Here is a 16,372-nt window from a genome sequence, read left to right as displayed (position 1 = left end):
TTACGCGTTGACGGGAAGAGTGTCGGGGAAGGTTTGCGGCGGATAGTCCGCGGCCGGGACGGTCGGCCGCACTGCCGGCGCAGGCTGCCGACCGATCAACTCGTACTCCGAGACGTCAACCCGACGGGTCTGCAACCAGTACTGCCACGTGAAGCCGGCCCAGAGTGTCCTGTTGTTGCCGTGTTCGTCGAGATACCAACTCTCGCAACCACCGGTGTTCCACACCGAACCCGCGAGGTTGCTCTGCAACTTCTCGTTGAACCGGTCTTGGGCCTCTCTGCGCGGTGCGATTGCTGCAACTCCGTTCGCTTCGACCAACTTCATCGCCTCGATCACGTAGTGAATCTGCGACTCGATCATGAACACGATCGAGTTGTGGCCGAGACCGGTGTTGGGTCCGAGCAGGAAGAACGCGTTCGGCACGCCCGCGACCGTGATGCCGCGATGTGCCTGCACACCCTCCTGGGTCCACCGGTCGGTCAGGTCTTCGCCGTCACGGCCTTTGATACTCAGGTTGGTGAACGAGTCGATCACGTGAAAGCCGGTGCCGTAGATGATCGCGTCGACCTTGTGTTCGACGCCGTCCTTGGTGACGATGCCGTCGGCGGTGACCCGTTCGATGGCGTCGGTGACAAGTTCGGTCTTCGGATTCTCGATGGCCCGGTAGTAGGTGTTGGAGCCGAGAAGTCGCTTGCACCCCGCCCGGTAGTCCGGCGTGAGCTTTTCTTGCACAACAGGATCCGAGATCTGACGCCTGATGTGCCGCTTACCGATCCACTCGACTCCCTTGAGCAGTCCGGGTCGCCTGTTCATCGCGTAGGCGCCTGATTCCGCGCTCCAATAGATCCCGTTCCGCAGTGCGAACCGCAGGCCGGGTACACGTCGTAGCGCCCGCTGGAAGCCTGCGGGAAAGTCGACGTTGGACCGCGGAAGTACCCAGGGTGCGGTGCGTTGGAACAGGGTCAGCGCCCCGACGCGGTCGACGATCTCCGGTACGAACTGGATTGCGCTGGCGCCTGTTCCGATGACGGCGACACGTTTGCCGGTCAGGTCGAAGTCGTGATTCCACTGCGCGGAATGGAACGCGGCGCCGGTGAACTCCTCGATACCGTCCAGGGCCGGGATGCTCGGGACGTGCAGTGCGCCGATCGCCGAGACGACGAACTGCGCGACGTACTCTTGGCCGTCGGAAGCGAATGCATGCCAACGATTTTCGGACTCGTCCCAGTAGCCACGTGTCATGTTCTGACCGAACCTGATGTGCGGCCGCAGGTTGTACTTGTCGGCGACCTCCTTGAGATAGTCGAAGATTTCCGGCTGCTTGGAGAACAGCTGCGACCAGTTGTCGCGCGGTTCGAACGAGTACGAATACAGGTGGGTCGGGACGTCGCACGCTGCGCCCGGGTAGGTGTTGTCGCGCCAGGTTCCGCCGACCTCCGACGCCTTTTCCAAAATGATGTAATCGTCGATACCGGACTTCTGCAGGGAGATTCCCATACCGAGTCCGGAAAATCCGCTGCCGATGATGAGCACTCTGGCGTGTATCGGCGGGGAGCTTTCCAGTTGTGCTGCTGCCTTTTTGGTGCGGCGAGAAGGTTTCGATTGCGTCACGATGCTTTCCTGTTGCGGTCGAGTTCGGCGAGAATGTCTTGCGGCACAGAGCGAGACAGTTTGAAGATGCGACGGGTGACCGCACCGTCCAACATGCCGACCTCATGGCCGAATCGCAGCAGCGGTTCGCCTGCGAAAGTTGCGTTTACACGGTAGTTCGGGGAGGTCATCGCTGCGAGGAAGCCTTCCAACGGACTGATCCCCACGGATCGGTAGACCAAAGGATTCACCAGCACCGGATAGACACCGAGCACCATCACCGCGAACACCAAGCGGTGGAAAGCATTCGACGCCTTGCCGCGTGCGTCGATGGCTCGGACCAACTCTTCGCGGGCATAGGTGATGTGCCGCGCCTCTTCCAAAACGTGAATCTTCATCAACTGCCGCATATGCGGTTGCAGTTCGGGATCGTTCATCGCCTCGCGCTGCAGCCTGTCCAGCAATTCTTCGATGAGAAGTGTTCCCGCGAAAGACGACGGTCCGATCGGAATGAGACCGGCGAGACGGAGAAACTTGCGCGCTCCCTTCGGCATCAGATACGGCTTGACCCCGGTGATGTTCACAAGCCGGCTGAACATCGTGGAATGTCTTGTTTCCTCACCGATTTCGGCAAGTGCGTACCGAGCGTGGTCATCGGCAAGGCTGCCGCTTTCCAGGATTCCACGCAGGAGCATCGTCGAAAGTCCCGATTCGGCGTAGATGCCGAAGCTCAGCACACTCGCGGCCTCGTGTTTGCCGAGTTCGTTGCGCTGCTCCTTAGTCAGCTTGTCCCACAGCTTCGTTCCGTAGAGCGACTGCCTGTGCTCGGGCATCCATTTTTTGTCCGGATCGATCGGGGCGTCCCAGTCGATGTCGAGTTCACCGTCGTAGGAGCGGTCCGCGGTCGACCGCAGCAGTCGCTGTGCCGTCTTCTGTCGATCGCCAACGGTCCTGCGCCGCACCGTCGATGCTCCTGCGGTGGTGACCGCAGGTGTTCGTCTCTTCGTCGATTCGATCGTCATGGCAGTCCCTTCCTCGTTGATCCATCTGCGTCGTTGCTTATCTCGAACCCTGCTTATCTCGAACCCTGCTCGACTCGGCCCAGCCGCATGACCGCTGCGGCGACAGGACCGTCGAGAACTCGTTCTTCGCGGGCGAACCGACGAAAAGATGCGGTTGCGCGCTGAGCGTTCTTTCCGTAGTTGGCACTGGCGAACGCCGCCAATGCGCCACGGAGTGGGGCAATCCCGACCGATCTGTACGCAGCCGGGTTCACGACGGCGGCGTAACACATAGCGGTGACAGCTGCGAGAGCCCAACGATGCAGCGCGTTGCGGATCGGTCCCTGCGCCTCGATCGCCCTCAGCAAATCGTCGCGAGCGAACTCGATGTGGCGGGCACCGGACTGCGAGTGAATCTTGTTGATCTGCTGCACATGTGGCTGCACCCCAGGATCGGTTGCCAGATCCTGCAGGACCGAGTCGAGCATCTCCTCCAGCAGGAGCCGGAAGCCACGTCCGAGCGGTCCGGACGGTGCCATCAGCGTCAGCTTGGTCAGCATCTGCAGTGGCGCGGGCAAGTTGTACGGCTGCGCTCCTGTGGCATTCACGAGACGACTGAACATCGTCGTGCTGCGGCTGTCATCCTGGATGGATGCCAACATGAACCGGGTTCGATCGTCGACGAGTCCGGCGCCTTCGACGATGTCGCGAAACGTGAGCATCGACAGAATGGACTGCGCATAGATGCCGGCGCTCAGCATGGCAACCAGTTCGTGCTTACCGAGTTCTCGGCGTTGCGCCTCGTCGAGTCGGTGCCAAAGCCGAGTGCCATGGAGTGACACCCTTTCCGCAGGCAGCCAATACTTCTCGGGATCTGGAGCCGCATCCCAATCGATATCGAGATCGGCATCGTATTTGGTTTCGGTTGCTGCGAAGAGCAGCCGTCTAGCGGTTTCCTGGCGGTCACCGACACGTCGTCGATGGCTCACCGGTCCACCGACCGTTGTCGTCACGCGTCGGAAGTTGTAGTCACTGTCCGGAGACCCGGATTCCTTGGACATCGTTGTCCTCACCACTCTCTCGAGCCAGAGTACGAACAAGCAGTATCCGAACAACAAGCATCCGAACAACCAGTATCCAATACTGCCAGTTCCATGTACATTCGTAAGTGTGACCCCGATCGCCCCCTTTGTCAACGGATGATCTGACCGTCGCGCGGAGTTTCGATAACAGTGAATACTGCTCAGCTGCAATTGATTTGGCAGCGATCGTCGAGGGAGTACCGATGAACAGCGTTGTTCCGCACAGCCCGCACGAAGGTTCCGACTATCTGGGTCCAGCGACACTCGTCGTCAATGGCACGGAGATTGCGGCACGTATCGAACTGCGGGGCTACCGCGAACCCATCGACGGGATATTTCGGCGGATCGGCCGCATCGATCCGAACCAGGAGCTGACCGCGCTACTCGGCGACGAACCCCGAACCAAAGTCGTTGTCCGAACGACACACAGCGCACGAGAGGCGTTCGTCGGCGATCCCGATCCGTGGAATCGCTACCGGATCATGGGTAAGAGCACGCCGCCGTTCCACGTTGCGACCGAACTGAGCGAGGTCGAATAGCGCGATAGAACAGCCCTGCGCTACTGCGCTCCCATTCCGTGTCGCACGAAGTCGACGAGCGCAGCGCTGGACACCGAGACGTCTGCCGCGACGCCTTGCCCGCCGAGCGCGCCGACCGTGCTCGACAGCAACATCGTCAACAGCGCCTCGCTTGCCACCTCGGAATCGAGATCACTACGGAGGAAACCCTTTTCGATACCGTTCTCGACGTAGCTCCGGTTCGAGGAAACAAATCCCTGATACGCCGTCAGCATGCGCTGCACGAGCTCCTGGTCGATCGAGGCAGCTTCGAAAACGATGAACTGCACCAGCCGCGGCTCGTCGGCAACCAACTCGTGCAGCCGCCTGTTGATGCGGTCCAGCTGTGCGAGAAAGTCGTCGAGGGTGGTAGCTGAACCCGGATCGTCCGACCCGACGAGCCGATCGGCGAGTCGTTGGCTGCCGTAGTCGATCACGGCGTCGAGCACGTCGCGCCTGCTGTCGAAGTAGTTGTAGAACGTGCCGTGGCTCAAGCCGAGCGCGCTGACGATGTCGGCCACCGACGTATTCCGGTAGCCCTTGCTCAGAATCAGATCCGACGCTGCGTGCACCAGGTCGGCTCGGCGTGCTTCCAGCCGATCGACGGCTTCCTGCGCGGTCATGACGCCGTGGCCTCGGGAACCCGAAGGGCCGCGGCAAGTATGCCGACCGTTGCGGTCGCGAACCGATCGCTCACCGTTGGCGTCAAGGTGCCCAGAATCGCGTGCCGCACACCCGGCATCACGAGAGCGATGACGTAATGGCTGTACATCGCAGTGTCGACCTCCGCGCGTACCCAGCCCTTCTCCTGGCCGTCTTGCATGACGTTCGCGATCGCCTCTGCGAGAAACCCTTCCAAGCCCAGCATGCGCGCGTTCAACTCGGCATCCGCCGCGCTGGCCTCGACGAGGATGAGCTTCAGCAGATCCGGTTGCTCTTCGAGAGTTGCAGCCATCCGCTTCGCGATATCGACCAGTCGATCCGAGAATTCGTCGAGCGAGTCGATCGGTGTCATCAGATCGTCGGTCATGATCACGCCGACGAACTGCCCCGCCGCGTAATCGAAGACGTGGTCGAGGATTTCGCGCTTGCTCTCGAAGTACCGGTAGACCGTGCCCTGTCCGACACCCGCATGCCGGGCGACGTCGGAGATGGTCGTCGACTCGTAGCCGTTGGCGGCGAAAACGTGGTACGCAGACTGGACGATCTGCTCTCGACGGCGTTCGGCGAGGCCCTCCTGTTTGGGTCTTCCGCGGCGTGGGCGCACCACGTCGGCGTCTGTCGTTTCGCCCGTCACCTGTTCACCGCCTCGCATTGCCGTCGACCGCCATGTTCTATCACTTCTGCGAACCGTACCGGCCTGGTCGTTCAGCGTTGCGAAGACTCACGATTCGCGAGGAATGCCACGTAGGCGACCGAACCGATCGCACCGACCGGGCGCGTTCGGCGGAAGGTGATGGCCAGGCCGAGCAGCAGTTCGGTCAGCCCGTTTCGGTAGGTCCACTGGCGCGTCTTCTCCGGAAAGGCAGTGGCGGTGAGGGTGTCGAAAGCGCGCGGCGCAGTGAAGTGCGCGGCGCCCGTTCCGGCAAGGCCGAGCCCGATCACCCGTGCGGGCAGGCTGTCGGGCGTGCGTACTTTGAGCACCACCGGCGTTTTCAATGCCCTGCCTGACACGAGTGCTTGCTTGGCCTTGCTTTTGCGTCGGTTCATCTGCGACGTTCCTTTCGTGGCGAATGCTCTTGTTGCGGCGAACGGCTAGGCTCGAAGTTCGCCGGTGTAGATAGAGTGACACGTCAGTCTAATTATTGCGATAGCACGACTCATGGGGCTACCGAAGGGTCCATATGAACGACCGAGTACCGACCTCCCGAGTAGCGCGCGGCTCGAAGATCGGGAAGGCGGCCGCTGGCCAGGCAATACGCAATGCAGGCACACGCGCATCCATGCTCGGCCGCTCCGATGAGGCGAAGGCCAGGATCTCGGAGAAAGCAGTGCTGCAAGCTGCCGATCAACTCGTCACCGTGCTTGGCAGCATGAAGGGCGCGGCGATGAAGATCGGACAGATGCTCTCGGTGATCGACCTCGACCTCGTTCCGGAATCCCATCGCGAGCACTTTCAGCGCAAGCTCGCGGTGTTGCGGGACCAGGCACCCAAGGTCTCGTTCGACGCAATGCGGACGATCATCGAAGACGACCTCGGCCGCAGCATCAGCGACGTGTTTGCCGAGTTCGACGACGTGCCGATCGCGGCAGCCTCGATAGGCCAGGTCTACCCCGCCCAACTCCACGACGGACGTCGCGTGGCGGTCAAAGTGCAATACCCCGGTATCGACGTCGCGATCCGTGCCGACATGAAGAACCTCGCCATGTTTCTCAAGTTCTGGCGTTCGACGATCCCCACCGTTGCCGCTCCCGAACTCGCGAGGGAAATCAAGCTGAACATGGAGAGCGAGCTCGACTACGAGCGCGAAGCCCGCACACAGCACAAGCTTGCACAGTTGTTCGCAGGCCATCCTTTCATCGAGGTACCCGACAGAGTTCCGTCGGCAAGCGGTCGGCGTGTGGTTGTCACAGAACTGTTCGACGGACAACCCTTCGACGCGATTCGCGCACTGCCGCAGCAGGATCGAGATCGAGTAGGCGAGATCATCTACCGGTTCTACATCGGTTCGATGTTCAGCTACAGCGAGTTCTGCGGCGATCCACACCCCGGCAATATTCTGCTCGGTTCCGACGGCAAGGTCGGCTTCATCGACTTCGGGCTCTACAACAAGATGGATCCGGTCCACGTCGACTTCGAGAAACAATGTCTACGTGCCGCATCGGAAAATCGCAGCCAAGACCTTTTCGATCTGATGGTGCGCAGGGGCGTGATCAATGCGGACGCAGGTGTATCGGTCGACGAATGTCTCGACTACGTTTACGGCGCCGCGGGCTGGCATCTGAGCGACGAATCGATCGAGATAACTCCCGCGATGGCGAGTGGGAGCATGCTGCTCGCGATAGATCCGCGGATCTCCGAATTCTCCGGTATGCGGCATCAGAACCTGCCGCCCGAGCATATCTTTTCCAGGAGAGCGGAGTTCCTGACCTACGGCGTCCTCGGCCAGCTCGGCGCAACGAACAACTGGCATCGAATCGCCAGGGAGTGGGTCTACGACGAGCCGCCGCAGACCGCGCTCGGTACCGCTCATGCCGAGTGGGAAAGGTCACGGATATTTGACGAATGATGTATCAGTCGGTTTAATCAGCTGATGCTTGCCCCGCAGCCGTGGCAGTGCTCGAGACCGCTCAGGAGAACGCAATGACCAGTCCGTTCCGTGACCCCGACATAGCCGACGGCGAGAAGTCGGTCTACGGAATCCGAGTTGGCGACGACCCGACGATGTACGAGGTCTCCAGCGTCGTCGAGCACGATGGCGCCTCGTACGTCTCGGCAGTCGAAGCCGGCGTCAAGGATCAGCTCTCGATGCAGGTCGAGCAACGCTTTCGCCGCGTCGGCGGCCGGATCCATGCCGAAAGTTACAAAGCAGCAAGCTTTTTCGACGGCAAACTGGTGACCCGCGAAGAGGGTTACTTCGTCGACACCCAACACTTGCAGTTCGGCGGTGAACTCCAACCGTTCCCGAAGGGTGTCATGCCGCTGATCGGCGGTATGACTCTGCTGAGAGGGCTCGACTTCACCAAAGGCGCGAAGACGAAACACAATATCTGGCTTGCGTTCTCGATCTACTGGCCGCTCGAAGTCAAGATCGAGAAGCGAACAAGGGTGGACATCACGGCAGGCAGCTTCGACGCCTGGCAGGTCCGTATCCGGCCGGGCTTCAGTCATATCAACGGCCTGCTCGACAAGGTGATCGCAGGGTTCCTGCCGCCCTTCGTCGCGCATTTCGAGGCCGAGAACTCACATCGCTTGCTGCGATTCAGCTTTCCGACCGGGCCGATGCCGTGGAATCCGCGCGGCACCCTCGAACTGACCGCCTGACGTGGAGCCGTTCAGCGCAGCATTCGGGCTCGCTCGAGCGGCTGGACCGGTCATCCGGTCCGGTGCGCTCCGCCCGTCCTCGCCTGCACGATTGGCGAAAATGGGTGTTGCGGCACTGCGATGGGACGTCACTCCCGCTGCCGCCCTTGCGGTGAGCGCACGACGCTTCCCGCATCGAATCGCGCTGATCGACGACGCCGGCCCGATCACCTATCGCACGCTCGACGACGAAAGCACTGCGCTTGCAAAGGCACTCGCGAGTCTTGGGGTCGACGCCACCAGCCGGGTCGCGATTCTGTGCCGAAATCATCGAGGCTTTCTGCACGCGGTGGTTGCTACCGGGCGGATCGGCGCCGACCACATTCTGATGAATACCGGCCTTGCCGGCGCTCAGCTCACCGAGGTCTTGCGCGAACAGCGGGCGGACGTTCTCATCGTCGACGCCGACTTTGCCGAGACCGCTGCCATACCGGGTCTGAAGGTGATTCAAGCCTGGACCCCGGCTGATGCGGCGCGCCTCGGGACGAACATTCCGACGATCGCGGAACTTGTTGCAAACCGGTCGAATACGCGCCTACCCTTCCGACCGAGGGTCGGTCGTTCCATCATCTTGACCTCCGGCACGACGGGAACACCGAAAGGCGCCAAACGAAGCGCACCGCGCAATCCGCTCGCGGCAGCAGCGCTGCTATCGCGAATTCCGTTGCGCGCAGGCAGTATCGACCTCATCTGTGCGCCGGTGTTCCATTCGTGGGGCTTCGGCGCCTTGATGAGTGCGATCGCGATGGGCTCGACCGCAGTGTTGCAGCGGCAGTTCGATCCCGCTGCTGCTCTGCACGCGATAGCGAAGTATCGAGTCGACTCGCTGTTCGTCGTCCCGATCATGCTAGGTCGAATACTCCAACTACCGAAGGACGAACTGGAAGCAGCGGATACTTCGACGCTGCGCGCGATCATCGCGTGCGGTTCCGCCATTCCAGCACCCGTCGTGGTCGGCTCCCTGAGTCGTTTCGGACCCACGCTCTACAACATCTACGGCAGCACCGAAGTGTCGTTCGCCTCCATCGCGACACCCAAAGAGCTTGCAGCGCATCCGACTACCTCCGGCCGCGCTCCGTTCGGGACCACGCTGGCGATACTCGGCGACGACGGCCGCCCAGTTCCGTCGGGAACTGTCGGTCGCGTATTCGTCGGAAACTCGATGTTGTTCGACGGTTACACCCGTGCGGGCGAGTCGAAACAGGTTATCGACGGGCTGATGGATACGGGCGACCTCGGGCGACTGGATTCGACTGGACTCCTCTTCCTGGCCGGACGAGCCGACGACATGGCCGTTTCCGGTGGCGAGAACGTCTACCCGCAAGAGGTCGAGCGGCTCATCACCGAGCTGCCCGGCGTGCGCGAGGTCGCGGTGATCGGCGTTCCGGATGCAGAATTCGGCCAACGTCTCGTCGCCTTCGTCGTCCGTATGGATTCCGAATCCGATACTCCCACAGAAGAATTCGTAAAAACTGCCGTGAAGCAGAGCCTTGCGCGGTTCAGCGTGCCTCGGGAAGTTCACTTCATCGACGCCCTACCCCGCAACCCGACAGGAAAGGTGGTTCCGCGGCTGCTTCGCCAGCTGTAGCGAGCCACTGCGCCGTGCGTCGACAGCACTCACGGCCTCGTGCATTGACAATCTGAAAATCTAAATTACCGTTATCGCTGTTGCGACGACCCGCACATGCCACGTCGTGCTGTGGCGGCGTCTCCCCCGAAAGAGAGCCTTCGATGATGAATGCCCGCAGATCGACCCGCCTCGTGGCGTTCGGTGCCGCAGTCGCGTTGCTGACGACCCTGATGTCCGGCCTGGTGGCCGGGGCCGATCCAGCGCCGTCCGGTGTCGCGATCGAACCCGCACCCGCCGTGACCCTTCCGCCAGAGTTCGACGAGTTCTATCGACCGGCGGCCGGCCTTGTCGCCGACGCCGAACCAGGTGAGATTCTGCGTGCGCGCGCGATCCTGCCCGCGTTCTTCGGCATCCTGCACATGGACGTCGACGCGTTTCAGTTGCTCTACCGCACGAACAACAGCCAGGGCCAACCGATCGCGACCGTCACCACGATCTTGACCCCACGCGGACCCGCCCCTGCCGGCGGACGAAAGCTGTTGTCCTATCAGATAGCCGAGGACTCGGCCGCGCAATACTGCGCGCCGTCGTACGTCGTGCAATCCGGCGCCATCCCGGCCGACTACGTCAACGCAGCCGAGATTCTCATCCCCATCGCGGCGGGCCTCGGCCAGGGCTGGACTGTGGCGATGCCTGACTACGAGGGCCCCAACTCGGCGTACGGCGCGTCGCGCCTCGGCGCTCAGGCCACACTCGACGGGATCCGCGCCGCGGAAAACTTCGCTCCATCGGAGCTGAACGGTCCGTCGACCCCGGCAGCGCTGTGGGGCTACTCCGGCGGCACCATTCCGACCGCATTCGCGGCCGAGATCAAGGACGAGTACGCACCGGATCTGAACATCGTCGGTGCAGCATCGGGCGGCGTCGCTGCCGCAGACTTCGAAGCCGTTGTACGGCACAACAACAACGGTCTGTATGCGGGGCTGATCAGCGGCGCGTTCGTCGGAATCGCCACCGAATACCCGGACATGCAACGAGTGCTTCGCGAGCGGGTCGACATCGTCGGCCAGTTCGTCCTCGCCTCGAAGAAGTTCCTGTGCCACCCGATGGGAACGGCGGTCTTCCCGGGCCTCAACTACCTCGGGACATTCCAGGGCGCCGACCCATTGCTCATCCCCGAGATCAAGCACGCGATCATGGACAACTCGCTCGGTCAGCGCACTCCGACGGTGCCCGTGTTCATGTATCACGCACAGAACGACGAGATCATCCCGATCGCAGGCACCGATCGCATCTACGAGAAGTACTGCAATGAAGGCGCACCGAGCGTGACGTACGTACGAGAGTTCCTGGCCGAACATATCTCCGGTATCTTCACGCAGTTGCCGAGCGGCTTCTACTGGCTGAAGGACCGGCTCGAGGGTGTTCCCGCACCTGCAGGCTGCACGAGCACGAGCCCACAGACGCTCGTGAACGATCCGCAGTTCGGACCGGGACTCGCAGCAATCTTGCCGGCGGCCGCGCAGGCACTCGTCGGCCAGGCGATCGGCGCGGGTCGGTGAAACCACGCGCGATCGTGGCGCGTGTCTGCTAACGATCGCGCTGACGGGAGTCCGACGGTGCCTACGAACTGCAGCGTAGGCGCGAATCCAGCTCTCTTCTGACGATTGTCCTCGCTGGGATCGGAACATTTAATACAAGACTGATGAATCAGTCCTATTAATGTGCTACGTTTCACATCGCCCGACGGCTGTTGCGCCGGCTACTGAGATCACTCCAGGAAGAGGGGCGCATCCATGCTCGACACAGTCGCCCGGACTCCCGCACGGACGCTGCGCTGGGGCATCGATCTCGGTCTGTCGGCGACACGCACAGTCGGACGCGCGCTCCGCCTCGGCCTCGACGCCGGCATCTATCTCGCCGTCGATACAGTGCGGCTTCGACATCCCCTGAGAGAGACGCTGTTGCAGGCGTGGTTCATCGTCAGCGTGACCGCCTTTCCCGCTGTGCTGGTCTCCATACCGTTCGGAGTGATCGTTTCCGTGCAGGTCGGCAGCCTCACACAGCAGGTCGGCGCGACGTCGATCGCAGGCGCTGCAGGCGGACTCGGCGTCATCAGGCAGGGCGCACCGATCGTTGCGGCCCTGCTGCTCGGTGGTGCCGCGGGATCAGCAATCGCGGCCGACCTCGGCGCCCGAACCATCCGCGAGGAAATCGACGCCATGCGCACGATGGGAATCGATCCCGTCCGCAGGCTCGTAGCACCACGACTCGCAGCGATGGCAGCGATCGCGCCGCTGCTCTGCCTCGTCATCGTCTTCATGGGGGTAGGAACCGGCTACCTCATCAATGTCGGCGCGCAGGGCGGAACACCCGGCAGCTATCTCTCCTCCTTCGCATCGTTCGCAACGATCTCCGATCTGTTTGTCGCCCTGGCAAAATCGATCCTTTTCGGCGTGATCGTCGTGATCGTCGCGTGCCAGCGCGGCCTGGAGGCCACCCACGGACCCAAGGGCGTTGCCAATGCCGTCAACGCCGCCGTGGTCATCGGAGTGATGGCCGCGTTCGGCGTCAATCTGGTTATCACTCAACTTGTTTCGATGTTCATGCCAACCAGGATCGGCTGATCGTGATCGATACGACGGCGAAGGTGCGGCCATACGGCACCAAACACGTTGTCGACGCAGCGTCCAAGATCGCACGATCGCCAGCGAACGTCGCCGAGCACCTCGGACACCAGTTCACGTTCGCCTGGCAGGTACTCGTCGCGGTGCCACACACGGTCCGGTCGTATCGACGCCAGACGATGCTCATCCTCACCGACATCACCTGGGGCAACGGTTCGATCATCGTCGGCGGCGGAACGGTTGCGGTACTTGCCTTTCTCGGTGTGGCGGTCGGCGGCTCGATAGGCGTCGAGGGCTTCGCGACGCTGGACATGGTCGGCATGGGTCCACTGACGGGCTTCGTCTCGGCGTACGCCAATACCCGCGAGATGGCGCCGATGATCGCCGCGATCGGCTTCGCAGCTCAAGCAGGCTGCCGTATGACCGCCGAGATAGGCGCGATGCGCATCTCCGAGGAGATCGATGCCCTGGAAGCCACTGCGGTACGGCCGATTCCGTTCGTTGTGACAACCCGGGTCATCGCAGGCGTCATCACCATCGTCCCGCTGTTTCTGCTCACCTTGATCTTGAGCTACCTATCGTGCGCTGTCGTCGTGAACGTGCTGCACGGTCAGTCGTCCGGAACCTACTACCACTACTTCGGCGCCTTCATCGCGCCGTCCGACGTGTTCTTCTCGATCGTCAAAGCGGTCGTCTTCGTCGTGATGATCATCATCATCCATGGCTACCAAGGCTTTTACGCAAGCGGCGGACCAGAGGGCGTCGGGCGTGCATCAGGACGAGCGATCCGCGCGAGTCTGATCGGCGTCGTCATCGCGGACATGGTGATGACGCTGATCTTCTGGGGACTCGACTCCGGAATCAGGATCTCGGGGTAGCTGTGCCTGTATTCCAAGACTTCTCGGGTCGAGCAGCAGGTCGAGCCTCGCTGCGGCTCCGTGGTCTCGCTGTCGCAGCCGTGGTCGCGGTTGCGGCGGTCACGCTCACCGCATACAGCGACGGCAAGTTCAGCGACCGTTTCACCGTCTGGATCGACGCATCGACAGTGGGTGAAGGCCTTGCCCCCGGCGCCGAGGTGAAGTTGTACGGCTTCGCAATCGGAAAGGTCACGCAGATCGACACGCTCGGGTTCGGCCACCAGCAGTTGGAGCTCTCCCTCGATCGATCCCAAGCCGAGCACCTGACCGACGACGTGACGGCGCAGTACACCTCGTCGAACGTATTCGGTTCGACCGCAATCGAACTCGTCAACCGCGGCGGGGGTGCTCCACTCGCCGATGGCGCGACCCTGCACATCGGTGAGAACAGCGCGAACGCAACAATCACGAGCGTATTCCGCAAGGCCGGACAGCTAACCCGGGTACTCGACACCGACGAGGTCGACCAGCTCTTCGATCTGCTGATAACGAACACGGAAACACTCGGTCCAACGGTTCGGGCGTTCTTCGAAACCGCGAAGTTGCTTGCGGACAACAAGCGCGCACCTGTTGCGGAATACCTGCGGATCGGCGGCGAGGTCAGCGCAGGCGCTACCGAACTCACACCACCCGTCGTCGATCTCATTGCCCGATTACTGGACACAAGCGCGTATTTCGGCGAGACAGCGAACCAGGATCGAACCAACAAGGCAATCTCGGGTCTGGCGGATCAAGCGCTCACCCCGCTTGCGGTCATCTTGTGTGACAACCAGACCGACATCTCGACCATCGTCGACACCGTCCTTGACCTGGTGATACCGCTCGCGGCGTCGATAGGCACGGTCGCGCCGACATATCACCGACTGCCGCAACTGCTCGAGCGGATAGGTGCCGCGTTCCCTGTCGTCGACGACCGAGTGCAGTTGCAGCTCGAACTGATCTCGAAGGACCTGCCCTATCTGGTGAATTCGATTGTCGGAGTGGCGAAATGATGACCGTCCGCGCGGCCGTCGTGCGGCTGACGATCTTCGTAGCAGTTGTCACCGCATGCACGATCGTCATCGTCACTGCCCTCAGAACACCTGTGGAAGGCAAGCAATTCGAATACGACGCCCTGTTCGCCGACGTGTCGGGTTTGTTCGCAGGTGACGACGTCCGAATGTCGGGCGTGCAGGTAGGAAAGGTCGAGACTGTCGAACTCGACGGCATCGTTGCGCGAGTGCGATTCACGGTGCAGACGGATCGACCGGTATTCCGCACGACGCAACCCGCGATTCGCTATCAGAACCTGTTGGGACAGCGCTACATCGAACTCGTCCAACCGGAAAGCGCGGACGTACAAGTCGAGAGCGATCACACCTTCCCGCTCGAAAGCACGATCTCGAGTTTCGATGTGTCCAAGTTGTTCAACGGCTTTCGGCCCTTGTTCGACACACTCGACTCGGCACAGCTCAATCGGTTCGGCGAGAACATCCTTCGAGTTCTGCAGGGTGATGGCGCTGGGATCGGCCCTGTCCTCGCCGACTTGGACAGCCTGACCAAGTATGCAAAGGACCGCGAGGCCGTAATCGTTTTGCTCATCAAGAATCTCGGTGAAATCTCCAACCAGATAGCCGGAGAATCGGCACAGGTAGGCGATCTCGTCGAGCAGCTCGGCAGCCTGCTCAGCAGGTTCAGTACCAAGGCCGACGAAATCGTTGCCTCGACCAAGACTGCCAATCGCGCGCTCCAGCCGGCTGTCGAATTGCTCGAGCAGTTGGAGGACAGCTACGACCAGAGTTATCTCCCGCTCGACGGTTTGTTCAGACGACTGACTCCCCGCGCCGACCAACTGGTCGAGATTCTGTCGCTCGTGCCGTCATTGCTGAGTGGTCTGGACAGTCGTACCGACGCCGCGAGTTACAACTGCACCAGCGGCGGCGCCGACATCCCCGGAATCGGGAACGTCGTACTCGGGAACCAACGCCTGGTGGTGTGCAAATGAGGAAGCTGACGGTCCGCAAGCACACGATCAGGACGCGCCGAACCGCCGGAGACGAGGCGCGGACCCAACTCCGTTGGGGTGCAATCGGTATCGTCGTCGCGATACTCGCCCTCGCCGCGAGCGCCGTCGTCTACCTCGTACCGTTCGGCACCAAGACCTACGTCGCCGACTTCTCGAGCGCCGCAGGTGCGCGCAGCGTCAACGAGGTCCGCGTCGCCGGAATCAAGGTCGGTGCAGTCGAATCGGTGCGCTTGGCCGACGACCACGTAGAGATTCGCTTCAGTGTCGACCGAGAGACACACGTAGGCGATCTTTCCGCCGTGGAGATCAAGATGCTCACACCGATCGGTGGCCACTACCTGTCGTTGTCTCCGGCCGGTGACAACGACCTCGGCACGAATCACATACCACCGGAGCGAACTCGGACTCCGTACGAGATCACCGATATTCTCCAGGACGCCACCCCCGTGCTGCGCGACGTCGACGGCCAGACTTTGCAGGCAACGATCACCGAGGTCAACAACGCGATCGCGGGCCAACCCGATTCGATTCGCAACCTGCTGACCAACGTGAACGACCTGACAGGGGTTCTTGCGCAACGCTCCGACCAACTCGACAAAGGACTCGCAGTCTCCGACGAGTTCGTGGCCGCTATTGCCGACGACCAGGCGATCCTGGCCGACTTCGTCCGACAACTCGGGATCGTCGCGGTGAAACTAGGTTCCCAGAAAGCGGATGTAGTGCAGACCTTCCAGCTCCTGCGTCGACTTGCCGATGTCGTGCACCGCCCGGTCATGGCCTACGCAGAGGGACTGGAGCCGCCGATCGCCGATCTCGAAGCTGTTGTGCAGAAAGTCTTCGCGGACCAGGCCAAGATCGACGACGTCATCGGCGGAATCAAGGAGTTCATGGCAAAGATCTCTGCCATGCTCGGCGTCGACGGTGTGACCATCGATCAGTCTGCCAACGCGATCACCGGCACGGGCCTGTGCATTCCGACCGCAGCGAAGGCCTGCTGAC

At 61.7% G+C, this 16,372-nt stretch carries 16 protein-coding genes; 10 read left to right on the top strand and 6 right to left on the bottom strand.

Annotation, left to right across the window (positions count from 1 at the left end; all coding sequences use genetic code 11):
* Genes ACHIRB_RS12400 through ACHIRB_RS12390 form a run of 3 tightly spaced genes read right to left on the bottom strand, consistent with a single transcriptional unit; the run spans position 1 to position 3,652 of the window.
* Positions 1–1,611, bottom strand: coding sequence for a flavin-containing monooxygenase (locus ACHIRB_RS12400; RefSeq protein WP_395124022.1), 1,611 nt, complete (start codon positions 1,609–1,611; stop codon positions 1–3).
* Positions 1,608–2,612 (bottom strand): AurF N-oxygenase family protein, encoded by a 1,005-nt coding sequence (locus tag ACHIRB_RS12395; protein WP_395124021.1) that lies wholly within the window; start codon positions 2,610–2,612, stop codon positions 1,608–1,610. The genes ACHIRB_RS12400 and ACHIRB_RS12395 overlap by 4 nt, the downstream gene beginning before the upstream one ends.
* Before the next feature lie 53 nt (positions 2,613–2,665).
* Positions 2,666–3,652, bottom strand: coding sequence for a diiron oxygenase (locus tag ACHIRB_RS12390; RefSeq protein WP_395124020.1), 987 nt, complete (start codon positions 3,650–3,652; stop codon positions 2,666–2,668).
* A gap of 224 nt (positions 3,653–3,876) precedes the next feature.
* Between ACHIRB_RS12390 and ACHIRB_RS12385 the strand changes: the two genes are divergently transcribed.
* Positions 3,877–4,212 carry a DUF4873 domain-containing protein gene (locus ACHIRB_RS12385; protein WP_395124019.1) on the top strand — a complete coding sequence of 112 codons (336 nt, stop codon included), beginning with the start codon at positions 3,877–3,879 and terminating at the stop codon, positions 4,210–4,212.
* Positions 4,213–4,232: 20 nt separating this feature from the next.
* Here ACHIRB_RS12385 and ACHIRB_RS12380 read toward each other — a convergent pair whose 3' ends face one another.
* From ACHIRB_RS12380 to ACHIRB_RS12370, 3 genes are all read right to left on the bottom strand, one after another.
* Positions 4,233–4,853 carry a TetR/AcrR family transcriptional regulator gene (locus tag ACHIRB_RS12380; protein ID WP_395124018.1) on the bottom strand — a complete coding sequence of 207 codons (621 nt, stop codon included), beginning with the start codon at positions 4,851–4,853 and terminating at the stop codon, positions 4,233–4,235.
* Positions 4,850–5,527 (bottom strand): TetR/AcrR family transcriptional regulator, encoded by a 678-nt coding sequence (locus ACHIRB_RS12375; RefSeq protein WP_395113408.1) that lies wholly within the window; start codon positions 5,525–5,527, stop codon positions 4,850–4,852. The genes ACHIRB_RS12380 and ACHIRB_RS12375 overlap by 4 nt, the downstream gene beginning before the upstream one ends.
* 71 nt (positions 5,528–5,598) lie before the next feature.
* On the bottom strand, positions 5,599–5,940 hold the full coding sequence (locus ACHIRB_RS12370; protein WP_395124017.1) for a hypothetical protein: 342 nt from the start codon (positions 5,938–5,940) through the stop codon (positions 5,599–5,601).
* 134 nt (positions 5,941–6,074) lie between these two features.
* On the opposite strand from ACHIRB_RS12370, the gene ACHIRB_RS12365 reads away from it, so the two are divergent.
* The 9 genes from ACHIRB_RS12365 (at position 6,075) to ACHIRB_RS12325 (ending at position 16,371) form a co-directional block, all read left to right on the top strand.
* Positions 6,075–7,460 (top strand): ABC1 kinase family protein, encoded by a 1,386-nt coding sequence (locus ACHIRB_RS12365; protein ID WP_395124016.1) that lies wholly within the window; start codon positions 6,075–6,077, stop codon positions 7,458–7,460.
* Positions 7,461–7,534: 74 nt separating this feature from the next.
* Entirely contained in the window at positions 7,535–8,215 is a 681-nt protein-coding gene (locus tag ACHIRB_RS12360; RefSeq protein ID WP_395124015.1) for a hypothetical protein, read from the top strand.
* Positions 8,216–8,315: 100 nt separating this feature from the next.
* The gene (locus ACHIRB_RS12355) at positions 8,316–9,842 is read left to right on the top strand and encodes an AMP-binding protein (RefSeq protein WP_395124014.1); all 1,527 of its coding nucleotides are present in this window, start codon (positions 8,316–8,318) and stop codon (positions 9,840–9,842) included.
* Between the two features lie 146 nt (positions 9,843–9,988).
* Complete coding sequence (locus ACHIRB_RS12350) at positions 9,989–11,386, top strand: lipase family protein (RefSeq protein ID WP_395124013.1); 1,398 nt, start codon at positions 9,989–9,991, stop codon at positions 11,384–11,386.
* Positions 11,387–11,620: 234 nt separating this feature from the next.
* Positions 11,621–12,451, top strand: a complete 831-nt coding sequence (locus ACHIRB_RS12345; protein ID WP_395124012.1) for an ABC transporter permease — start codon at positions 11,621–11,623, stop codon at positions 12,449–12,451.
* Positions 12,452–12,519: 68 nt separating this feature from the next.
* Positions 12,520–13,329: an MlaE family ABC transporter permease gene (locus tag ACHIRB_RS12340; RefSeq protein ID WP_395124040.1), complete on the top strand. Its 810-nt coding sequence runs from the start codon at positions 12,520–12,522 to the stop codon at positions 13,327–13,329.
* Between the two features lie 2 nt (positions 13,330–13,331).
* Entirely contained in the window at positions 13,332–14,360 is a 1,029-nt protein-coding gene (locus ACHIRB_RS12335; RefSeq protein WP_395124011.1) for an MlaD family protein, read from the top strand.
* Complete coding sequence (locus tag ACHIRB_RS12330) at positions 14,357–15,352, top strand: MlaD family protein (RefSeq protein ID WP_395124010.1); 996 nt, start codon at positions 14,357–14,359, stop codon at positions 15,350–15,352. The genes ACHIRB_RS12335 and ACHIRB_RS12330 overlap by 4 nt, the downstream gene beginning before the upstream one ends.
* On the top strand, positions 15,349–16,371 hold the full coding sequence (locus ACHIRB_RS12325; protein WP_395124009.1) for an MCE family protein: 1,023 nt from the start codon (positions 15,349–15,351) through the stop codon (positions 16,369–16,371). Before ACHIRB_RS12330 ends, ACHIRB_RS12325 begins: the two co-directional genes overlap by 4 nt.
* Position 16,372: the final 1 nt, after the last annotated feature.

Origin of the sequence: Antrihabitans spumae, assembly GCF_043944905.1 — a bacterium.
Lineage (GTDB): Bacteria > Actinomycetota > Actinomycetes > Mycobacteriales > Mycobacteriaceae > Antrihabitans > Antrihabitans spumae.
Note: the sequence above shows the minus strand (reverse complement) of the source record. Positions and strands in the feature narration are given on the sequence as shown.